Origin of the sequence: Exiguobacterium sp. s149 (assembly GCF_018618395.1) — a bacterium.
GTDB lineage: Bacteria > Bacillota > Bacilli > Exiguobacteriales > Exiguobacteriaceae > Exiguobacterium > Exiguobacterium chiriqhucha.
This window is the reverse complement of sequence record NZ_JACSLZ010000015.1, coordinates 1-20,997: the sequence shown is the minus strand read 5'-3', so window position 1 is coordinate 20,997 and position 20,997 is coordinate 1. Positions and strand designations below refer to the sequence as shown.

At 53.8% G+C, this 20,997-nt stretch carries 21 protein-coding genes; 20 read left to right on the top strand and 1 reads right to left on the bottom strand.

Features of this window, described 5'->3' with window-relative positions; genetic code table 11:
* Nucleotides 1-19 precede the first annotated feature (19 nt).
* From resB to KNP81_RS14205, 20 genes are all read left to right on the top strand, one after another.
* Nucleotides 20-1,567 (top strand): cytochrome c biogenesis protein ResB, encoded by a 1,548-nt coding sequence (resB, locus tag KNP81_RS14300; protein WP_251130372.1) that lies wholly within the window; start codon nt 20-22, stop codon nt 1,565-1,567.
* A complete protein-coding gene (ccsB, locus tag KNP81_RS14295; protein WP_214720413.1) occupies nt 1,567-2,751 on the top strand; it encodes a c-type cytochrome biogenesis protein CcsB in 1,185 nt (394 codons plus the stop codon). The genes resB and ccsB overlap by 1 nt, the downstream gene beginning before the upstream one ends.
* A 159-nt stretch (nt 2,752-2,910) precedes the next feature.
* Nucleotides 2,911-3,627 carry a response regulator transcription factor gene (locus KNP81_RS14290; protein ID WP_021067622.1) on the top strand — a complete coding sequence of 239 codons (717 nt, stop codon included), beginning with the start codon at nt 2,911-2,913 and terminating at the stop codon, nt 3,625-3,627.
* Nucleotides 3,627-5,330, top strand: coding sequence for a sensor histidine kinase (locus tag KNP81_RS14285; protein WP_214720412.1), 1,704 nt, complete (start codon nt 3,627-3,629; stop codon nt 5,328-5,330). Before KNP81_RS14290 ends, KNP81_RS14285 begins: the two co-directional genes overlap by 1 nt.
* 52 nt (nt 5,331-5,382) lie before the next feature.
* A complete protein-coding gene (locus KNP81_RS14280; protein WP_021067620.1) occupies nt 5,383-5,934 on the top strand; it encodes a cob(I)yrinic acid a,c-diamide adenosyltransferase in 552 nt (183 codons plus the stop codon).
* A gap of 8 nt (nt 5,935-5,942) precedes the next feature.
* Complete coding sequence (gene yfmF / locus KNP81_RS14275; RefSeq protein ID WP_214720411.1) at nt 5,943-7,181, top strand: EF-P 5-aminopentanol modification-associated protein YfmF; 1,239 nt, start codon at nt 5,943-5,945, stop codon at nt 7,179-7,181.
* Nucleotides 7,178-8,437 (top strand): EF-P 5-aminopentanol modification-associated protein YfmH, encoded by a 1,260-nt coding sequence (gene yfmH / locus KNP81_RS14270; RefSeq protein WP_214720410.1) that lies wholly within the window; start codon nt 7,178-7,180, stop codon nt 8,435-8,437. The genes yfmF and yfmH overlap by 4 nt, the downstream gene beginning before the upstream one ends.
* The gene (ymfI, locus tag KNP81_RS14265; RefSeq protein WP_214720409.1) at nt 8,434-9,129 is read left to right on the top strand and encodes an elongation factor P 5-aminopentanone reductase; all 696 of its coding nucleotides are present in this window, start codon (nt 8,434-8,436) and stop codon (nt 9,127-9,129) included. Before yfmH ends, ymfI begins: the two co-directional genes overlap by 4 nt.
* Before the next feature lie 97 nt (nt 9,130-9,226).
* The gene (locus KNP81_RS14260) at nt 9,227-10,003 is read left to right on the top strand and encodes a YmfK family protein (protein ID WP_021067616.1); all 777 of its coding nucleotides are present in this window, start codon (nt 9,227-9,229) and stop codon (nt 10,001-10,003) included.
* A gap of 48 nt (nt 10,004-10,051) precedes the next feature.
* Complete coding sequence (locus KNP81_RS14255; protein ID WP_251130371.1) at nt 10,052-10,903, top strand: helix-turn-helix domain-containing protein; 852 nt, start codon at nt 10,052-10,054, stop codon at nt 10,901-10,903.
* A 31-nt stretch (nt 10,904-10,934) separates the two neighbouring features.
* Entirely contained in the window at nt 10,935-11,513 is a 579-nt protein-coding gene (pgsA, locus tag KNP81_RS14250) for a CDP-diacylglycerol--glycerol-3-phosphate 3-phosphatidyltransferase (RefSeq protein ID WP_021067614.1), read from the top strand.
* A 68-nt stretch (nt 11,514-11,581) separates the two neighbouring features.
* Nucleotides 11,582-12,808 (top strand): competence/damage-inducible protein A, encoded by a 1,227-nt coding sequence (locus KNP81_RS14245; RefSeq protein ID WP_021067613.1) that lies wholly within the window; start codon nt 11,582-11,584, stop codon nt 12,806-12,808.
* 76 nt (nt 12,809-12,884) lie between these two features.
* Nucleotides 12,885-13,934: a recombinase RecA gene (gene recA / locus KNP81_RS14240; RefSeq protein ID WP_021067612.1), complete on the top strand. Its 1,050-nt coding sequence runs from the start codon at nt 12,885-12,887 to the stop codon at nt 13,932-13,934.
* Between the two features lie 187 nt (nt 13,935-14,121).
* Nucleotides 14,122-15,684, top strand: coding sequence for a ribonuclease Y (gene rny, locus KNP81_RS14235; protein ID WP_029595337.1), 1,563 nt, complete (start codon nt 14,122-14,124; stop codon nt 15,682-15,684).
* Nucleotides 15,685-15,732: 48 nt separating this feature from the next.
* A complete protein-coding gene (locus KNP81_RS14230) occupies nt 15,733-16,527 on the top strand; it encodes a TIGR00282 family metallophosphoesterase (RefSeq protein ID WP_214720407.1) in 795 nt (264 codons plus the stop codon).
* A 26-nt stretch (nt 16,528-16,553) separates the two neighbouring features.
* The gene (locus KNP81_RS14225; protein WP_012726477.1) at nt 16,554-16,814 is read left to right on the top strand and encodes a stage V sporulation protein S; all 261 of its coding nucleotides are present in this window, start codon (nt 16,554-16,556) and stop codon (nt 16,812-16,814) included.
* 169 nt (nt 16,815-16,983) lie between these two features.
* A complete protein-coding gene (gene tdh, locus KNP81_RS14220) occupies nt 16,984-18,060 on the top strand; it encodes an L-threonine 3-dehydrogenase (RefSeq protein ID WP_214720406.1) in 1,077 nt (358 codons plus the stop codon).
* 15 nt (nt 18,061-18,075) lie between these two features.
* Complete coding sequence (locus tag KNP81_RS14215) at nt 18,076-19,257, top strand: glycine C-acetyltransferase (RefSeq protein ID WP_214720405.1); 1,182 nt, start codon at nt 18,076-18,078, stop codon at nt 19,255-19,257.
* Nucleotides 19,258-19,466: 209 nt separating this feature from the next.
* Nucleotides 19,467-19,748, top strand: a complete 282-nt coding sequence (locus KNP81_RS14210; protein ID WP_214720404.1) for a hypothetical protein — start codon at nt 19,467-19,469, stop codon at nt 19,746-19,748.
* Entirely contained in the window at nt 19,748-20,230 is a 483-nt protein-coding gene (locus KNP81_RS14205) for a hypothetical protein (RefSeq protein ID WP_214720403.1), read from the top strand. Before KNP81_RS14210 ends, KNP81_RS14205 begins: the two co-directional genes overlap by 1 nt.
* 24 nt (nt 20,231-20,254) lie before the next feature.
* Here KNP81_RS14205 and KNP81_RS14200 read toward each other — a convergent pair whose 3' ends face one another.
* Nucleotides 20,255-20,803: a DUF4256 domain-containing protein gene (locus KNP81_RS14200; RefSeq protein WP_029595342.1), complete on the bottom strand. Its 549-nt coding sequence runs from the start codon at nt 20,801-20,803 to the stop codon at nt 20,255-20,257.
* Nucleotides 20,804-20,997 lie beyond the last annotated feature (194 nt).

Sequence of the window (20,997 nt, the reverse complement as noted above, 5' to 3'; positions counted from 1 at the left end):
GCGAACGGGGGGCGCACATATGCTAGATATGAAATACGACGGCGCCGATTTACGATCGAAGCGTCGTCCACGGTCATGGATTGACCGGGTGTGGAGCTTTTTTGCATCGGTCAAGGTCGGTCTATGGCTGATCGGGCTCATCATCGTCGGGTCAGCGATTGGAACGATTTTCCCGCAAGAGATGTATATTCCGCAACAGTTGCCGGCGAGTCAGTATTATACGGACGAGTACGGAACACCGGGAACGATTTATTACACGTTAGGATTCCATAACCTCTATACATCATGGTGGTACATCACGTTGATCGTCATGCTGACGTTATCACTCATCGTCGTGTCAATCGACCGATTTTTCCCGCTGTATAAAGCATTGAAATACCAGCCGGTCCGACGTACCGATCGCTTCATGCGCGGACAACGTCTGATTGGAGAAGGCAAAGGCTCGGACGAACAAATCGATGCCTTCGGCGACGCCTTAAAAGCGAAGCGCTATCAAGTGAAGCGTGACGGCGACGCCTTACTCGCCGAAAAATACCGTTTTGGCCGTTGGGGCCCATACGTCAACCACATCGGGCTCGTCATCTTCTTCATCGGGGCGATGCTACGCGTCTTCCCGGCATTCCATACGGACACGCTCGAATGGGTGCGCGAAGGCGATACGGTTCCGCTCGAGGCGACGGATGATGAATATTATCTCCGCAACGATCAATTCATTTTAGAGATGTATGATCCGGAAAACAACGCCGAAGATGCGAAGTTTGCCGAGGCAATCGAAAAAGCGGGTGCAGTCCCAAAAAACTATGAGACGGAATTGACGCTGTTCAAGAAGACCGGAACGAACGAGGACGGATCGCCGCAACTCGAGGAAGTCGATACCGGTTCGACGAAAGTGAACCATCCGTTCAAGTTTGAAAAATATGAAGTGTATCAAGAACAGTATTCGAGTCGGCCAGAGTTCTTGTCGATGTCATTCAATGTCGCTGATAAAGAGACAGGCGACGTGTATGGACCGTTCACGGTCAATTTGACAAACCCGGAGACGACATACGACCTCGGTGACGTCACGGTCAAACTGAACGACTTGTATCCGGACTTTGAGGTCAAGGACGGCCAGCCGAACACGAAATCGCCACGGGCGCTCAATCCGGCCTTCTTCATGGCGATTGACACGCCGGACGGCACGACCGAATCGAACTTGATCGGGATTCGCTTGAACGTTGCCGACGAGGAGAATCGCTATGCGGTCCAATTCGCCGGGACGGAGATGGCGAGCACGAGCGGTCTTCGCGTCAAGAGTGACTCGACGTATCCAGTGTTAATCGTCGGGGGAATCATCTTCATGGTCGGGATCGTGATGGGTATGTATTGGCCGCACCGTCGCATCTGGATTCGCCGTCACGGCGAGACGGACGTGCTTGTCGCCGGTTTCACAAACAAGAACCCATCTTCACTTAACCGCGAAATCACACCGCTCCTAGAGAAACATGGCCTGCCGATCTGGGAAGATCAGGCACGGTTTGAAAAAAAGACAGACGACAACTCAACCAATGAAAGAGGGGAATCATAATGGAGTGGATTCAGTGGAGCAGTCGTTTGCTCTTCATCGCGTTCATCCTGTACGCTGTCGCGACTGTGTTGTTCACAATCGCGGTCAGCGGGATGCGCAAAGACCGCAACGTCAACCGTATCGCCTATGGAAAATATGCGTTCATGCTGGCGGTCATCGGCTTTATCGCCCAAATGGGATATTTTATTTTACGGTGGGTCGGGGTCGGCTATGCGCCGGTATCGAACCTATACGAATACACGACGTTCTTCGGAATGATGATGGTGCTTGGCTTCCTCGTCGTGTATGGCATTTATAAGAATGATGTGCTCGGGTTGTTCGCCATGCCGGTGGCGTTGCTCGTCATCGCCTTCGCCTCGATGTTCTCGAGCGAAGTGGCACCGCTCATCCCAGCCTTGAACAGTGTCTGGTTGAAGATTCACGTCACGACCGCAGCGCTCGGACAAGGGATTCTGGCCATCAGCTTTGCATCAGGCCTCATCTTCTTGCTGAACGAGACGTCGATGCGCGAGCAGTCGAAGTCTCGGACATGGCTCGAAGTCACGATGTTCGTGCTCATGTGTACGCTCGGCTTCATTCTCGTCTCGATGCTCTTCAAGGCGATTGGTGCCGGTGGCGTCGTCGAGTTCACGAACGACCGCGGAACGCAAGAGTCGTATGAGTACTTCATGCCGATGCTGTTCGTACCGGAAGGGGCGCAACTTGTCTCTGGTGCCAGTGGCTTGTCACTCGATTTGCCGACGTTCATCAACACGTTGAAATTGAACACACTCATCTGGTCGGTCATCGCCGGCGCTGTGATTTATGTGCTGCTCCGTTTCGTCATCTTACGCAAGCGCGTCGCCGAGGCGTTACAGCCGCTCGCGAAAAAGGTCGACCTCGACCTCGCTGACGAGATCAGTTACCGTTCGATCGCCATCGGCTTGCCGGTGTTCATTCTCGGGGGCCTCATCTTCGCCATGATTTGGGCCCAAATCGCCTGGAACCGTTTCTGGGGCTGGGACCCGAAAGAAGTGTGGGCGCTCATCACGATGCTCATCTATATCTATTACTTGCATATGCGGATCCAGCGTGGCTGGACGGGAACGAAAGCGGCTTGGCTCTGTGTCGGTGGATTCGCCGTCATCATGTTCAACCTCGTCTTCGTCAACCTTGTCATCGCCGGTTTGCATTCATATGCGTAAACAAAGAAGTCACTCCGGTGGCTTCTTTTTTCATGGCGCTATCAACTGACCGTTGTGAAGCCAAATAATAGAGTGGTATAGTTATGAAAGAGAGCGAAATGTTCACAATTGTGCAACAATCGCTACATCTTGTAATGGTTCGATTAGGAGGTTTAGTGGATGGCTAATAAAACAAAAATTTTAGTGGTCGACGACGAGGAAAGAATTCGCCGACTATTAAAAATGTATTTGGAACGGGAACAGTACGTGATTGTCGAAGCGACGAACGGGGAAGAGGCGTTACAGCTCGCCCTCGAGCATAATTTCGATGTCATCTTGCTCGATTTGATGATGCCGAAAATGGACGGTGTCGAGGTGTGTACCGAACTTCGCAAATCGAAAGCGACGCCGGTCATCATGTTGACGGCGAAAGGGGAAGAAGTCGACCGTGTCCAAGGGTTCGAGGTCGGGGCCGACGATTATATCGTCAAACCGTTCAGCCCGCGTGAGGTCGTCCTACGCGTCAAGGCGCTCCTCCGCCGTTCAGGATCGACCAAATATTTACGTACGGCTGAAAAATCAAAAGACTTAATCGTCTTCCCGCATTTGACGATCGATAACGACGCGCACCGTGTCACGGTCGACGGAGAAGAGATTGCGCTCACGCCGAAAGAATATGAACTGTTGTTCTTCTTGGCCAAGCAAGTTGACAAAGTGTTCTCACGGGAACAGCTATTAAAAGAAGTCTGGAACTATGAATTCTTTGGAGACCTTCGAACGGTCGACACACACGTGAAGCGACTCCGGGAAAAGTTGAACCGGGTCTCTCCAGAAGCCGCGCACATGATTACGACGGTATGGGGTGTCGGTTACAAGTTCGAAGTCGTCAGTGAGTGATGATTCGCCGCAATAGCATCGTCACAAAGCTGTGGTTGACGATTCTCGTATTGGTCAGTCTTATCTTGTTCATCGTCTCCGTTCTGATGCTCGAGTTTTTCAACTCGTTTCATATTGATCAGGAACGAGGCCATTTGGCCAAACTCGGGGGACAAGTTCAATCCGTACTGCTCCAAGAAGGGGACGCATCGCGGACGGTTGATCAAATCATCGAAGTGTACGGCGCCAACTATATATTGGAGAACGGGACGGTCCGCTCGAATTTCGGGACCGAAGTCGATGGGCTCATGACCGAACTCGGACGTCAAGACTGGGAAGCGTATCAAGCCGTCGGAGAGACGTCGATCGGGAACTTCTCGTCGTTTGACGACCAGGCCGCGCTCGCATACCGGACGACGTTCTCACTCGAGACGGGCGAGTATACGCTTTATTTGATTGAACCGCTTGATGCGATCTCGAGTGCGAACGAAGGGGCCCGGACAATCATCTTTTGGACGGTCGCCTCGGCCATCATCGTCACGACCGTGTTCGCGTTCTTCTTATCGACGCGCATCACGGCACCGCTCCGGGAGATGCGCGACGCCGTCAACAAGACAGGGGAAGGGCAGTTCGATCTGCGCCTCGTTCAAAAGTCGAACGACGAGATCGGCGAACTGGCCGGCTCGTTCAATGCGATGAGCAGCCAGCTGTCAACGTATGTGAACGCGCTCGATCGGGAACGGCTACAATTGGCCTCGATTTTACGGTCGATGGCCGATGGGGTCATCACCCTCGACCGCCATGCGAACGTCATCGTGACGAATCCGCAAGCCCAACCGCTCCTCATTGACGAGCAACCGCACGAAGTCGTGTTGTCGCTCTATGAGGACGTCGTCGCTGGGGCTCCGGAGAAGACGATTGAAGTGAAACAGCACGACCATTATTACACGTTGACCGTGACACCGCTTCTTGGCGAGGACGATTTCGAAGGGGCCGTCGTCGTCATCCGTGACACGACAGAGAGCCATCGCCTCGACAAGATGCGGACCGATTTCGTCGCCAACGTCAGCCATGAACTCCGGACCCCGCTCGTGACGCTCCAAGGGTATTCCGAAGCGATTATCGACGGCATGACCGAGAGTGATGATGCGACGAAAGAATTCGCGTCCATCATCTATGATGAGTCACTCCGGCTCGCCCGACTCGTCAACGATTTACTCGACTTGGCACGGATTGAATCAGGCAAAGAGACGATGCAATTCGCGACGTTCGACCTCGGTGAGTTTTTACCGCGCGTCATGCGCAAGTTCAACCAGATGGCGAACGAGAAAGGGATCACCCTCTCGACTGAGGCTCCGCGTTACACGATTGAGGCGGACGGGGACCGATTGGAACAAGTGTTCACGAATTTGATCGGCAATGCCATCGCACATACCGAGTCCGGTTCGATTCGACTCGAAGCGAGCGCAGAAGAGACCGGCTTCGTGATCCGTCTGTCCGACACGGGCAGCGGCATCCCGAAAGAAGATTTACCGTTCGTGTTCGAACGGTTCTACAAAGCGGATAAAGCACGGACGAGCGGCGGCAAGGCAGGTACCGGAATCGGTCTCGCCATCGTCAAGAACGTCATCGATGCCCATCACGGCACGGTCGACGTCTCAAGCGCGCTCGACGAAGGGACGACGTTCACAATCCGTCTCCCGTACACGCAACCGCAGGCATAACGACAATGGTGACTCCTATGGGTCACCATTTGTGGCTAAAGGAGGAAATGACATGAAACTGTACACACGAGGCGGGGACAAGGGCGAGACGTCGCTCATCGGTGGACGCGTCTTGAAAGTCCATCCCCACATCCAGGCGATGGGACTGTTAGATGAGTTGAACAGTCAGATCGGTCTCGCGCTCGCCCATCAGACGGACGAGACGCTCCGGACCCAATTGACACGAATCCAGCACGACTTGTTCGATCTCGGCTCGGAGCTGATGTATAAACAAGACCCGCCGCAACAAGTCGATTTAGTAATCGTCACGGAGCTTGAGACGTGGATTGACGAGCTTGAGGCCAAATGTCCTGAGCTCGTCCGGTTCATTTTGCCGGGAGGCAGTGTCGGAGCGGCAAGCCTGCATGTGGCGCGCACCGTCTGTCGCCGTGTCGAACGAGAACTTGTCAATGTCGATGCAGCCGTCCGTCAACTCCCGTACTACAATCGATTGAGTGATTACTTATTTACTGCGGCCCGTTACGCCAACGTCGTGGCCGGTGTGCCCGACCAAGAATATGCCCGCGGTGCCGATGTCTTTAAAACGAAAAAGAAGAAGGAGTAGATCCAGTTATGAAAGGAATCGAACAATTTCAACAGCGATTGCACTATTCGGTCTACCCGACCCAAAAATTCAAGACGACGACATGTCTCGTCTCGTTCGCGGCGCCATTGTCGCCTGAGACGATTGCAGCCCGCGCCTTGTTGCCGTATGTGATGGAGAAGGCGACGGAAGCCTATCCGTCGATCGAACTGTTCCATACACCGCTCGAACAACTGTATGACGCAAGCCTGTACGCCGGGGCCTCGAAAGTCGGCAAAGAGCATATCATCCAGTTCCAGCTTGAAGTCGTGAACGACGAACTCGTCGGCGAACCGGTGCTAGCTCAAGCCATCAAACTGCTCGAGGAAGTGCTACTTCGTCCGAACGCCTATGACGGGGCGTTCCAACCGCTCATCGTTGAGCAAGAGACCCGCCTTCAGCGTCAACGGATCGAATCGGTATACGATGACAAGATGCGCTTTGCCCAACAACGTCTGCAAGAGCTGCTCGGCGGAGAACTCGCCATCCCATCGCTTGGGACACTTGACCAGTTGGAGCACGTGACACCTCGGACGTTGTTCGAAGCGTATGAATCGATGATCCGTCACGACCGCGTCGACGTTTATGTCGTCGGAGACGTCAGTCGTGAACAAGTGACGGACGCGTTCGCCCCGCTCGAAGGGCTCGGAGAACGTCTCGTTCGGGAGTATCCCCAGCCGGTCGACCGTGAGTTTCAACGGCTCGAGGAACATCAAGCCATCAATCAGAGCAAGTTGCACCTTGCCTATCAAGTCGACATCGACCCGAGAAGTGAGGACGCCGTCCGGATGCAAGTCGTCAACGGCTTATTCGGCGGCTTCCCGCACTCGAAACTGTTCATGAACGTCCGCGAAAAAGAGAGCTTGGCCTATTACGCGGCCTCGCAGTATAGCTCGCTCAGCCGGATGCTGTTCGTCTACGCCGGAATCGATGCCTCGAACCAGGCCAAGACCGAGGCGATTATCGCCGACCAGCTAGTCGACCTTCAAGCCGGCACGTTCGAGGATGAGACGCTCGAACAGACGAAAGCGATGTTATTCCATCAGCGTCGTCAACTCGGCGACAATCCGCGTCAATTGATTGCTTGGATGAGCGGTTCGGACATCCGTCCGTTCTCGCTCGACGAAGAGATGGCGATTATCGAACGGACGTCGCGTCAAGACGTGGCCGCGCTCGCGAACCGATTGACGCTACAGGCCGTCTATTGTTTAAAGGGGGGAACCGCATGAAACTCGATTTTCCAAACGTCGGAGAGACGCTACATTATACCGTCCTCGAGAACGGATTGACGGTTTACTTATTGAAAAAGACCGGCTATGAGAAAACGTACGCCACGTTCACGACCAAATACGGGTCGATTGATCGTCGGTTCAAGCTAGAGGACTGGGTCGACGTACCGGACGGAATCGCCCACTTCCTCGAGCATAAGATGTTCGAGAAAGAGGACGGTGACGTGTTCCAACAATTCGGACGCCTCGGCGCGTCGGCGAACGCGTTCACGTCGTTCACACGGACGGCATACTTGTTCGGTGCGACGTCGAACGTCAGCGAGAACTTGAAGACGTTAATCGACTTCGTCCAAGCGCCGTACTTCACGGAAGCGTCGGTCGAGAAAGAGAAAGGCATCATCGGCCAAGAGATTCAGATGTATCAAGACAATCCAGGCTGGCGGCTCTACTTCGGTTTGATTGAGGCGATGTACGCCGAACATCCGGTCAAAATCGACATCGCCGGGACGATTGAATCGATCAGCGCCATCACGGCCGACGATTTGTATCGTTGCCATCAAGCGTTCTATCATCCGAGCAACATGGTGCTGTTCGTCGTCGGGAATATCGACCCGGACGCCATCCTTGCGGAAATCACCGCCAATCAGGCGGCGAAGACGTTCCCACAGCCGCTGTTGACAGCGCGGGAAGAAATCGAGGAGCCGGAGACGGTGCATCTGGCCGAACGCATTATCGAGATGGACGTCTCCGTCCCGAAAGTGATGATCGGATATAAGGATACGCCGCTCACGGGCAAGGACGGCATGAAGCAAGAGCTCATCGTCGAGCTCCTCATGCACGCCTTGTTCGACACGACGGCGCCGCTCTATGCGGAACTGTATGCCGAAGGATTGATCGATGACGCGTTCTCCTTCGACTATACGTCAGAAGAGACGTTCGCCTTCGCCGTCCTGTCGATGGAGACGCCGCACGTCGAGCCATTCGTCGACCGTATCACGTCTGCCCTCGATCGTCCGCTCGAACTCGGCGCCGAGACGCTCGATCGCAAGAAGCGCATGATGAAAGGACAGTTTTTGAAAGCACTCAACTCACCGGAGTTCATCGCCAACCAGTTCTCACGTTACGCGCTCAGCGGTGGCAACATGTTCGACATCCCGGATTTGCTCGATGCGATTTCACTTGACGATTTGTACGCCGCGTATGACCGTCTCTTCCAAGCCGATCACCGGACCGTCTGCATCGTCAAGAAACCGTGACGACGCTGATTACAGGAGCGAGCGGGGCGATTGGCCGTGCCGTCGCCAGGTCGTTCCGGGACGATGACCTCATCTTGCAGGCGCATACGCAGGCGGAATCGCTCCGTGCGTTCGTCGCGAGCGAAGGACTGACGGCTGACGTCGTCACGTGTGACCTCGATGATGAGGCCGGGCTCGAGGCTTGGCTCGACACACTCGGACCGGTAGACCGCATCATCCACGTCGCCGGCAATCATGCCTACGGGTTGCTCGTCGACCAGTCGCTCCTCGAACTCGATCGGCTGTACCGGATTCATGTCCGCTCGATGGTCCGGCTCGTGCAACACGTCGTCGGGCAAAAAGCGTACGACCGCCCCTTGGATATCGTCGTCGTCTCGAGCGTCTGGGGTGAGGTCGGTGCGGCTGGGGAAGTCCTCTATTCGACGGTCAAGGCCGCCCAACTCGGATTCGTCAAAGCGTTCGCGCGTGAGGCGGGACCGTTTCATGTCCGCATCAACGCGGTCACACCGGGGTGGATTGACACTCCGATGAATGATACGGTAGAAGAGACGAAACAAACGGCCCGTGAGGAGATTCCGCTCGGCCGGTTAGGCGGACCTGAAGAAGTGGCGGAGACGATTCGTTTCCTTTGCTCCCCGGCTGCAGCCTATATGACCGGTGCCGTGCTCCGTATCGATGGCGGTTGGGTGTGAAACTTTGTCGCCACGACTGAAACGAGTTCTTTTCAATTCTTCTAAAATAATTTAGAATGAACAAGGTAGCGAGCACACATCGGAAAGGGTGGACGAGATGGATCATAAGTTCGAAGAATGGTATCTCGAATATGAACTTTGCCAAAATCGGCCCGGTATCCTGGGGGATATCGCTTCCCTGATGGGGATGCTTCAAATCTCAATCGTGACGATTAACGGCGTCGATCTCCAGCGCCGCGGCATGCTGTTAAAGGCCCCGGCCGCGGATCACGTCCATCGTCTGGAACATATTTTGCGCAAGATGGAAGCCATCGTCGTCATCAAGCTCCGGCGACCGAAACTTCGCGACCGAATCGCGATTCGACATGGGCGCTACATCGAGCACGACAATGACGACAAGAAGACGTTCAAATTCGTCCGCGAGGACTTAGGTGTCCTCGTCGACTTCGTCGCCGAACTGATGAAAGAAGAACGGCACTTGTTGATCGGGGTGCGCGGCAATCCGCGTGTCGGGAAGACCGAGTCGATTGTTGCGGCGAGCGTCTGTGCGAACAAGCGCTGGCTGTTCCTGTCATCGACGCTCATGAAGCAGACGGTGCGGACGTCGCTGTTCGAAGAAGAACGCGAAGGGGACCACGTCTATATCATCGACGGTGCCGTCTCGACGCGGACGATGGATGAACGCCATCGTCAATTGATTCGAGAAGTCATGCGGTTGCCGTCCGTGAAAGTCATCGAGCATCCGGACCTATACGTGCGCAACACCGATTGCGTGTTCGAAGACTTTGATTACATCATCGAACTGAGGAACTCACAAGATGAGGAGATTATCATTCCTCAAGAGACACATCGTGAGGCAGAATGGTTTGAATAACTACTTGAATGGAAGGTGTGGACCCCTGTGACAGAACTAGGGACTTTTTTGAAACAAAGGCGTGAGGCGAGCGGTTTGACGCTCGACCAAATCCAGCAGACGACGAAGATTCAAAAACGCTATATCATCGCGATCGAGGAAGGTGATTACAAAAATCTCCCTGGCTCGTTCTATGCACGGGCGTTCATTAAAACGTATGCGGAATCGTTAGGACTTGATGTCGATGAACTGTACGAAACGTATGCGAAAGACTTGCCGAAAATCGAGCCGCAACCGACCGTTCAATTATCGCGAAAGCAAACCTATTCGAAAGCGTCCGAGACGTCGAGCCGTGTCTCGCGTTGGGTACCAAAAGTCATGCTCGTGCTCGTCGCGTTCCTGTTGATGACGGCCGTCTATTACGTCGTCCGAAACCTTGATTTCGGCGACCAAAACGCGTCACCTACTGAACAGACGAACTCGGGTGTAACCATTGATCAAAACAAGGACGTGCCGGAAGAAGAGCCGGTCGAAGAAGAACCGCCGGCTGAAGAACCGGTCGAAGAAGAACCGGCAGAAGAGACGGAACCGATTGCGGTCGCGTCGACGAACGGGGCAGACCTCACATATGAGATCGCGACGGCCGATAAACTGACGACGGAGATTCATGTGAAAGAGTCGCCGGCGACATATGTCGGTGTTCGGGACACCTCACTCGAGGGAGCGTTCCTCGCTCCGGAATATCCGAACCAATCGAAACAAAACCCGATTGTCATCGAGGACGCGGAGACGGATACGCTTCGCATCCGAATCGGCTTGATCGGTGGGGTCGAGAAAATTGTTGTCAATGGCCGGGAGCTTGAATTAGCCGACTCGCCGGTCACACAAAATATATTTGTAAAGAGAGTCGACGCAGAATAAGTTGACTCTCCTTCTAGAGGAGGAGTTCTCGATGAACCTACCTAACCGTTTGACGATGTTACGGGTGTTGCTCATCCCCGTGTTCGTCGTCTTACTCGCCGTAGATTTTGATTGGGGAGACATCGCTTTCCTCGGGGCGGACGTACCGCTCCATCAATTCATCGCCGCGGTCATCTTTACGATTGCCGCTATCACTGACTGGCTTGACGGGCATCTCGCCCGGAAGCACAACTTGGTCACGAACTTTGGGAAATTCATGGATCCGCTCGCTGACAAACTACTCGTCACGGCGGCACTCGTCCTGCTCGTCGAGATGGATCTCGTCGCGGCATGGGTCGTCGTCGTCATTCTCTCGCGTGAGTTCGCGGTGACGGGACTTCGTCTCGTGGCGGCCGATGAAGGAATCGTCGTCGCGGCCGGGAAGTCGGGCAAAGCGAAGACATGGGTCCAACTCTTTGCCATCATCTTCCTGCTGTTCGGCAACCCGATTTTCAGCTATGTCGGTATCCCGTTCGGCGAATGGGCCATGTGGCTCGCGCTCGTCTTGACGATTTACTCAGGGGCCGAATATTTCGCACAAAACTATAAGATCATTGTAAAGTCGATGTAACCATCGGCATAGACGAGTTGTTCAGCTTGGCCGAACAGCTCGTTTTTTTATTGGGAGGAGGAATTTGGATGAAACGCACCGAAATCATTGCGGTAGGCTCTGAACTGCTCTTAGGGGAAATCACGAACACGAACGCCCGTTACTTATCAGAACAGCTGTCGAAATATGGGTTGTCCGTGCTGTATCATGTAGTCGTCGGAGATAATCAGGAACGTTTGCGAGCGACATTCGAACAAGCGCGATCACGAAGTGAATTCGTCATTGTCACTGGCGGCCTTGGGCCGACGGCGGATGATATCACGAAGACGACACTCGCCGAGGTGCTCGGTCGTCCACTCATCCGTGACGAGGCATCGCTCGAGACGATCCATCGTTTCGTCGCCTCGCGCGGACGCGAGCCGAACGAAGGGGACGCGCGGCAAGCAGACGTCTTAACCGGGGCCGAAGTGCTCACCAACCCGGTCGGTCTCGCGCCCGGGATGTGGATCGAGGACGAACCGACATGGCTGTTGTTACCGGGTGTCCCGTGGGAGATGAAAGCGATCGTCGACGCCACGTTCCCAGAAAAATTCGGCGGGATGACCATCGTCTCTGAATCGTTGCGCTTTTATGAAATCGGTGAGTCGGCGCTCGACGCGGCCGTCGTCGATTTGATGACCGGGTCGAACCCAACGGTCGCCCCGTACGCCGAGTCGGGCGAGGCACGACTGCGCATCAGCGCCCGCGCCGATACTGAGACCGTGGCGCGGGAGATGATTGAACGGGTCAAACAGGATATTTTGGCGCGGGTCGGTCACTATTACTTTGGTTCAGACGAGGATACGCTCGCCGCACGGCTGATTCACGAGTTACAAGCGCGCAAGGCGACGCTGTCGATTGCCGAGTCGCTCACGGGCGGTCAAGCCCAAGCGATGCTCACGGCCGTTCCAGGAGCATCCTCGGTGTTCAAGGGCGGGGTCGTCACGTACTCCGACGAGCTAAAAAATAGGTTTTTAGGGGTGTCCCTTGATACAATTGATTCACACTCGGTCGTCTCAAAAGAAGTCGCCTTTGAAATGATCCTCGGTCTGACGCGTCAGACCGGAACGGATTATGGGCTGGCGTTCACCGGCGAGGCCGGTCCGACGTCAAATTCGGGTCAGCCGGTCGGAAAAGTGTTCATCGGCATCCGGTCACCGGACGGGATTGACGTGATTGAACGTGATTACCCGCATCAAGAGCGGCATGTCATTCAAGCCCGGGCTACGAAAGACGGAATGTGGGCGCTCCTGCAACAAATGAAAAAAGGCGAATAAACGTTCGCAAAAAACTTGTGTATCGTCTTCGCTTCGCTTATAATGAAAGTATCAATCAAAGGAGGCTCATTAATCTATGAGTGATCGTAAACAAGCGTTAGAAATGGCATTACGCCAAATTGAGAAACAATTCGGTAAAGGCTCAATCATGCGCCTCGGTGAAAATACAGATCAGCAAGTTTCGGTGACCCCGTCAGGCTCAATCGCCCTTGACATCGCGCTCGGTGCAGGTGGTTATCCACGTGGTCGTGTTATCGAAGTGTACGGACCTGAATCGTCAGGTAAGACGACGGTGGCGCTTCACGCCATCGCTGAAGTTCAAAAGCGTGGCGGACAAGCTGCCTTCGTCGACGCCGAGCACGCGCTCGACCCGAAATACGCACAAAACTTGGGCGTCAACATCGATGAGTTGCTCTTATCACAACCGGATACAGGGGAACAAGCCCTTGAAATCGCGGAAGCCCTCGTCCGCTCTGGTGCGGTCGATATCCTCGTCGTCGACTCGGTTGCGGCACTCGTTCCGAAAGCCGAGATTGAAGGGGAGATGGGAGACTCACACGTCGGTCTTCAAGCCCGCCTCATGAGCCAAGCGCTCCGTAAATTGTCTGGTGCGACGAACAAGTCGAAGACAATCGTCATCTTCATCAACCAAATCCGTGAGAAAATCGGAATCATGTTCGGTAACCCGGAAACGACACCGGGTGGTCGTGCCCTCAAGTTCTACTCGTCGGTCCGTCTCGAGGTCCGTCGTGCTGAAACGCTCAAACAAGGTCAAGACATGGTCGGGAACCGGACGAAAATCAAAGTCGTCAAAAACAAGATCGCGCCACCGTTCAAGACGGCAGAAGTCGATATCATGTACGGCGAAGGCATCTCACGTGAAGGCGAGCTCATCGACATCGGGGCCGACCTCGATATTGTTCAAAAGAGCGGCGCGTGGTACTCGTACAACGAAGAGCGTCTCGGTCAAGGCCGTGAGAACGCGAAGCAGTATATGAAAGAGAACCCGTCGGTGGCCGCATCGGTTGAAGAACGGATCCGCGACCACTACGGTCTCAACGGTGAAAAGACGGTCACAGTCGAAGCTGACAACGATGACGTCCTCTCACTTTTAGACGAAGAGTAAGTAACCTTTCTCGCCTGACATGGTTCAGGCGAGATTTTTTTAGTATAATTTTTTTGATGAATTGGTAGTTCTATCCTGTCCGTGCATTGCATTCTAACAGGTAAATAAGTACAATAAAGCTATACGCGGGCTCGCTCGCGTTTTCATTCATGAAAAAATAAAATAACCTTGCGAAAGGGAGGTGAACATGATGGAATGGCTATTAGAGCTTATTCTGATCCTCCTTTTGCCGATAGCTTTTGTTGCAGGTTTTTTTGTGCGTAAATCGATCGCCGAAGCGAAGATTCAAGGTGCCGAGACGGAAGCGACCAAGATTGTAGAGCAAGCGCGACAACAATCGGAAGCGATGCAAAAAGAAGCACGGCTTGAAGTAAAAGAAGAGATGATTCAACTTCGCAATGAAACCGAACAAGAATTGCGCGAACGACGTGAAGAGCAGAAAGTGAAAGAAAATCGTTTCGTCCAAAAGGAAGAGCTTCTCGACCGGAAAGCAGACATGCTTGAACGGAAAGAAGACGCCTTGGATGAACGTGAGGCTGCACTCGCGAAACGGAAGCGTGAAGCGGAAACGCTCGAGAGCAAAGTGGAGGAATTATATGAGGAGGCACGCCAAGAACTAGTACGCGTGGCAGCCTTGTCGAAAGAAGAAGCACGGACCATCATCATGGACGAAGCGAAGCAGGAAGCGCTTCACGATGCTGCTCTCCTTCAAAAAGAAATCGAGCAAAAAGCAAAATTAGAAGCTGATAAAAAAGCGAAACACCTCTTGTCTCTCACGATGCAACGTTATGCGGCCGAACACGTCGCCGAGACGACCGTATCAGTCGTCAACTTGCCGAGTGATGAGATGAAAGGGCGGATTATCGGACGTGAAGGACGTAACATCCGCACGCTCGAGACACTCACCGGCATCGACCTCATCATCGATGACACGCCGGAAGCGGTCATCCTGTCTGGATTTGACCCGGTCCGTCGTGAAATCGCCAAGATGACGCTCGAAAAACTCGTTCAAGACGGTCGGATCCATCCGGCCCGCATCGAAGAGATGGTCGAGAAATCACGTCGTGAAGTCGATGAACGCATCCGTGAATACGGGGAAGAAGCGACATTCTCAGCCGGCATCCACGGAGTCCACCCGGACCTCGTCAAGACGCTCGGTCGAATGCGTTACCGGACGAGTTACGGTCAAAACGTGCTCGCCCACTCGGTCGAAGTGGCCCACCTCGCCGGCATGATGGCCGCCGAGCTCGGGGAAGACGTCACGCTCGCCAAGCGAGCGGGTCTCCTCCACGATATCGGGAAAGCCATCGACCATGAAGTCGAAGGCAGCCACGTCGAGATCGGTGTCGAGCTCGCCACGAAGTACAAAGAGCATCCGGTCGTCATCAACTCGATCGCCTCGCACCATGGGGACGTCGAAGCGACATCGACGATCGCGGTTCTCGTCGCAGCGGCTGACGCCTTGTCAGCGGCGCGTCCAGGAGCCCGTCAAGAGACGCTCGAAAGCTATATCCGACGCCTGGAGCGCCTCGAAGCGATCTGTGAGTCGTTCGAAGGCGTCGAGAAGTCATATGCCATCCAAGCGGGACGTGAAGTCCGGATCATCGTCCGCCCAGACGTCGTCGATGACGTCGTGGCGAACAAGATGGCCCGTGACATCTGTAAACGGATCGAAGATGAGCTTGACTATCCAGGCCAAATCAAAGTGACGGTCATTCGCGAAACGCGTGCCGTCGATTATGCGAAGTAACAAGAGCGGAGACATTCTCCGCTTTTTCTATTGGAGGAGGACAAGACTATGAAAATCTTATTTATCGGCGACGTGGTCGGAAAACCAGGTCGCGACATCTTGAGCGCCCAAATCGGACGCTTAAAAAGCAAATATAGCCCGACGTTCATGCTCGTCAACGGTGAAAACGCAGCCAACGGACGCGGTATCACAAAAAAAATCTATCAACAATTTCTCGAGCTTGGATTCCACGGCGTGACGATGGGGAATCATACTTGGGACAACCGTGACATCTTTGACTGGATCGATGATGCCGACCGCATCGTCCGCCCGGCCAACTATCCTACCGGTACGCCCGGTGTCGGGATGATGGTGTTGAAACAAGGCGGGAAGAAGCTCGCCGTCATCAACGCGATGGGGACGGTGTTCCTGCCGTCGCTCGACTGTCCGTTCCGCACCGTCGACGCGCTCGTCGAAGAGATTCGCGGCGAGGTCGATGCGATTTTCGTCGACATGCACGCCGAGGCGACGAGTGAGAAGATTGCGATGGGCTATCACCTTGACGGTCGCGTCCAAGCCGTCGTCGGCACCCATACGCACGTTCAGACGGCTGACAACCGCATCCTGAACAATGGCACGGCGTACATCACTGACGTCGGGATGACGGGTCCGCTCGACGGGGTGCTCGGCATGGATGCCGAGGTCGTCTTAAGAAAATTCATCACCCAGCTCCCGGTCCGGTTTGAAGTTGCCGAGGGACGGGAACAACTAAATGGAGTTTTAATCACAATCGATGACCAATCGAAACGAGCCACGAAAATCGAACGCATACACCTAGATGATCAGACCGTATGGTTTGATTGAACAACCTACCCGAGGGGGAAACAAGAATGGACGTACTCAAAGTTTCGGCAAAATCGAATCCTAACTCCGTGGCGGGTGCACTCGCTGGCGTACTTCGTGAAAAAGGAACGTGTGAGATTCAAGCAATCGGCGCTGGAGCGCTCAATCAATCCATCAAAGCGGTCGCGATCGCGCGTGGTTTCGTCGCGCCGAGCGGGCTGGATTTGATTTGCATCCCTGCGTTCACCGACATTATGATTGACGGAGAAGAACGAACGGCAATCAAGCTCATCATCGAACCACGATGAGCTTGCGGTCGGGACATAGGTCCTATTCTTGTAAGAGAAGCCATCGGCGCGGATGGCTTCTCTTTTTTGTCTGGAAAATCGACGTTCTATCTTCTCAGGTTCGTCATTTTATGACAAGATGAAAGAGAACGTGAAGTTCGATTAAGAGATGAAGAGGGGGACGTTTTCAATGGAACAGCTCGTGTCTACGACAGAGAAGGAAGCAACGACACCTGTGATGAAAGCGATTCAAAAACATACGGCCGGATTCGGGGCCCAATTGGTCGAAGTGCCAATCCCGACACCAGGAACCGGGGAAGTGTTAATCAAAGTGAAAGCGACATCGATTTGTGGGACCGATGTCCACATTTATGAGTGGGACGACTGGGCAAAGAGCCGGGTCAAACCGCCATACGTGTTCGGTCACGAGTTCGCGGGGGAAGTCGTGGCGCTCGGGGAAGGAACGAAACGCATCCAAATCGGACAAACCGTATCGGCCGAGACGCATATCGTCTGTCACCAATGTAAACAGTGTTTGCGCGGGCAGTATCATATCTGTAAGAACACGAAAATCATCGGTGTCGACACGCAAGGCTGTTTCGCTGAATACGTCGTCATGCCCGAAGAGAACTTGTGGGTCAATCCAGAGTCGATGCCGGCCAAGCTCGCCTCGATTCAAGAGCCGCTTGGAAACGCCGTCCATACAGTGCTCGCGAGTGACGTGTCGGCCAAGTCGGTCGCCATCGTCGGGTGTGGGCCAATCGGGCTCATGGCCGTCGGCGTCGCCAAAGCGGCGGGCGCGAGCCGCGTCTATGCGATTGACGTCAACCCGTACCGGTTGAAGCTCGCCGAAGACATGGGGGCGGACGTCGTCATCAATAGCCTCGAGCAAAATCCGCTCGAGCTGATCATGGATCAGACCGATGGGGACGGCATCGATGTCGTCTGTGAGATGAGCGGGCATCCGGTCGCCATCGACCAGGCGTTCAAGATGGTCACGGCCGGCGGGGACGTCAATGTGTTGTCACTACCAGCCAAGCCGGTCGCCATTGACTTGACGCGTGACGTCGTCTTCAAAGGGGTGCGCGTTCAGGGCATCACCGGACGTAAGATGTATGAGACGTGGGGTCAAGTGTCGACGCTACTCGCGACAGGTCAGCTGAACGTAGAACCGATTATCACGCACGTGTTCAAGCTCGAGGAGTTCGAGCAAGGTTTCGAGCTCATGCGGGCCGGGAAGTGCGGTAAAGTGGTCTTATTACCATAAACAGGGGGAATCGATATGGCATTTGAACATATTACAGAAGCAGTCAATGAAATGAAACAAGCGGGCACGTTCCGCTCACTCGTGCCGCTCGAGTCGGCGCAAGCGAACGAAGTCACGATCGACGGCAAATCGCTCGTCCAGCTGTCTTCGAACAACTATCTCGGACTCGCCAACCATCCGCGCTTGAAACAAGCGGCGATTGAAGCGGTCGAACAGTTCGGGGCCGGCACAGGTTCGGTCCGGACGATTGCCGGGACGTTCGAGATGCACGAGGCGTTCGAACGCGAGCTCGCCGAGTTCAAACATACGGAAGCGGCGCTCGTGTTCCAGTCGGGCTTCGCGACGAACCTCGGCGTCTTGTCGGCCCTCCTCGGTCCGGAGGACGTCGTCATCAGTGACGCGCTCAACCACGCCTCGATTATCGATGGCATCCGGTTGACGAAAGCGGCTCGCCGCATCTATAAGCACACCGACCTCGCCGATTTAGCGGCGGCGTTGAAAGAGACGCAGGACTATCGGACGCGTCTCGTCGTCACGGACGGCGTCTTCTCGATGGACGGCAACATCGCGCCGCTTCCAGAAATCGTCGAGCTCGCCGAGAAGTATGACGCGGCGGTCATGGTCGACGATGCCCACGCCTCGGGCGTGCTGGGCAAAAACGGCCGCGGTACGGTCAACCACTTCGGGCTTGACGGCCGGGTCGCGCTCCAAGTCGGGACGCTGTCGAAAGCGATCGGTGTCCTCGGTGGCTACGTCGCCTGCTCGAACGACATTCGTGACTTCTTGATTCAAAAGGGACGTCCGTTCTTGTTCTCGACGTCACACCCGCCAGCGGTCGTCGCGGCGAACCGTGAGGCGATCCGTGTCATGAAAGAAGAAGAGGAGCTGTTCGATAAGCTTTGGGCGAACACCGAGTTCTTCAAGACGGGTCTTCGTGATCTCGGCTTCGATATCGGCCATGCGACGACGCCGATCACACCGGTCATGCTCGGTGAAGAGACGCTCGCGCACACATTCTCGGATAAGCTGAAAGACCACGGCGTGTTCGCACAGAGCATCGCCTTCCCGACGGTCGAGAAAGGCAAGGCCCGGATTCGGACGATCGTGACGGCGGAACATACCCGTGACGACCTCGAACGTGCGCTCGCTGCCTTCAAGGCGGTCGCCGAAGAATTGAACGTCACACTCCACGCGTAAGATTGAACTGCAGACAAATCGTCTGCAGTTTTTTTATTGGGGCGATGTGGTCGTGAGATAAACAATCATGCCCATTCGTACATTCATTTGAAATTTTTGGTAGACATATAGGAAGGCAGGCTCTAAAATTTGAACAGGTAACTCATAGTTTTTAGATATTTATTATTTCACATACCGTATTTTCATACATAAAGGAGTTTAAAAGAAAGATGTTAGCGACTGTTCTATTTTTAAGCGTCTGTCTAGGTATCATTTTATCAACCGCCGGCATGTATTTGCTGATCAAGCCGAAACGAATTGTATCAGGGGATAGTACGACTGTGGACAGCATTATTGGTACGCTCGTGCTTCATGTCATCATCGTCTGCATGACGACAAAGCACATAGGAGCACTTCTGTTGCTCCTCGGGATTGGCATGGGGATGGGGATACTATACGTTGAATTGTATGATGAGCTATTACCGCACGTGAATGAAGTGAGAACGTGGTGATGGAGCAAAACACGAATTTAGCGGTCGGAACAATCATGTCCGCCGAAACATTTTCTATCCTGACGATTTCACCCCCATTCATTATCAACGTCATCTTTAGCGTGTTGATTTTAATTGGTGTGTTTTATTTTCGGAGTGAGAGTTGGAAAGGGCTGTTACTTAATATTGCTCTGACGCTGTGGTCACTGCTTTTCATATCGGTGTATATAATCGCCTGGTATGTGCGGTTGAAGTACGATATCACGCCGGACTTTGCGGCCTCGTTTGCGCCGGGTCTACTTCCAGGATGGAAAGAAATTATTGCGCAAGGGATGGAAGAACCAGATGTTACTGGGAATGCAGTCACATATAGTGCGTTGATCTTTTTCACTCGAGAATATAACGGATGGTATATGTGGGTGTTTAGAGCATTTGCCATCGTACCGGTGAGTCTATTTTTCGTCAAGTATGTCCCCATCGTCTTCAATTGGCTCTTCACATAAAAAAAGCAAGGCACGTGGCCTTGCTTAAAGGATGAACATTCCGCGGAATCCTCGGGCCGCATAATACGAATCGGCACCATTATGATAGACGAAGATCTGGTCGTAGCGCCGGTCGCAGAATAAGGCGCCGCCTTTTTGACGAATCGATTCCGGGGTGGCAATCCAGCTCGACGTCTTCAAGTCGAACGTGCCGAGCGTCTGCAGATGGCGATACGTTGCTTCGTCGAGTAGCTCGATTCCCATCTTCTCAGCTGATGCGACGGCACTCCCATCCGGTTTGTTTTTTTTTCGTGCCGCTAACGCCGCATCGTCATAGCAGAGGCTGCGTCGGCCACTCGGGCTTTCAGGTGAGCAGTCGCAAAAAGCTAAGGCACCATTCGGAAGTCGAATGACATCTGGCTCACCGCTAGTCCGTTCCATCTCGGCAAGCACGCCGAGTTTCTGGTCGTTTGCTTGAAGACGCGTCAAGACGTCGTGCCAAGTGAAATCAGGATGCCGTTCCGGGTGGTCATTAAATCGAACATGCAGAGTTTGCAATATCTCGTCTTTTTCATGATTTGATAACGTATTCATATTTAGCTTCCTCCTAATCAGCGTTTTCTTTTAGTATACGCTATGCAGAATGAATCTGAAGCAACCGAAATAAGTTTAAAAACAGGCGCCCTCTCAAAGCAAGAATGGGCTAACCTAAATTTTTGAGACAATATAAAAACACCTTCGCAGTGGTACACTTAAAAAAAGTGCTAGCATCGGAGGTGTTTTTGCGT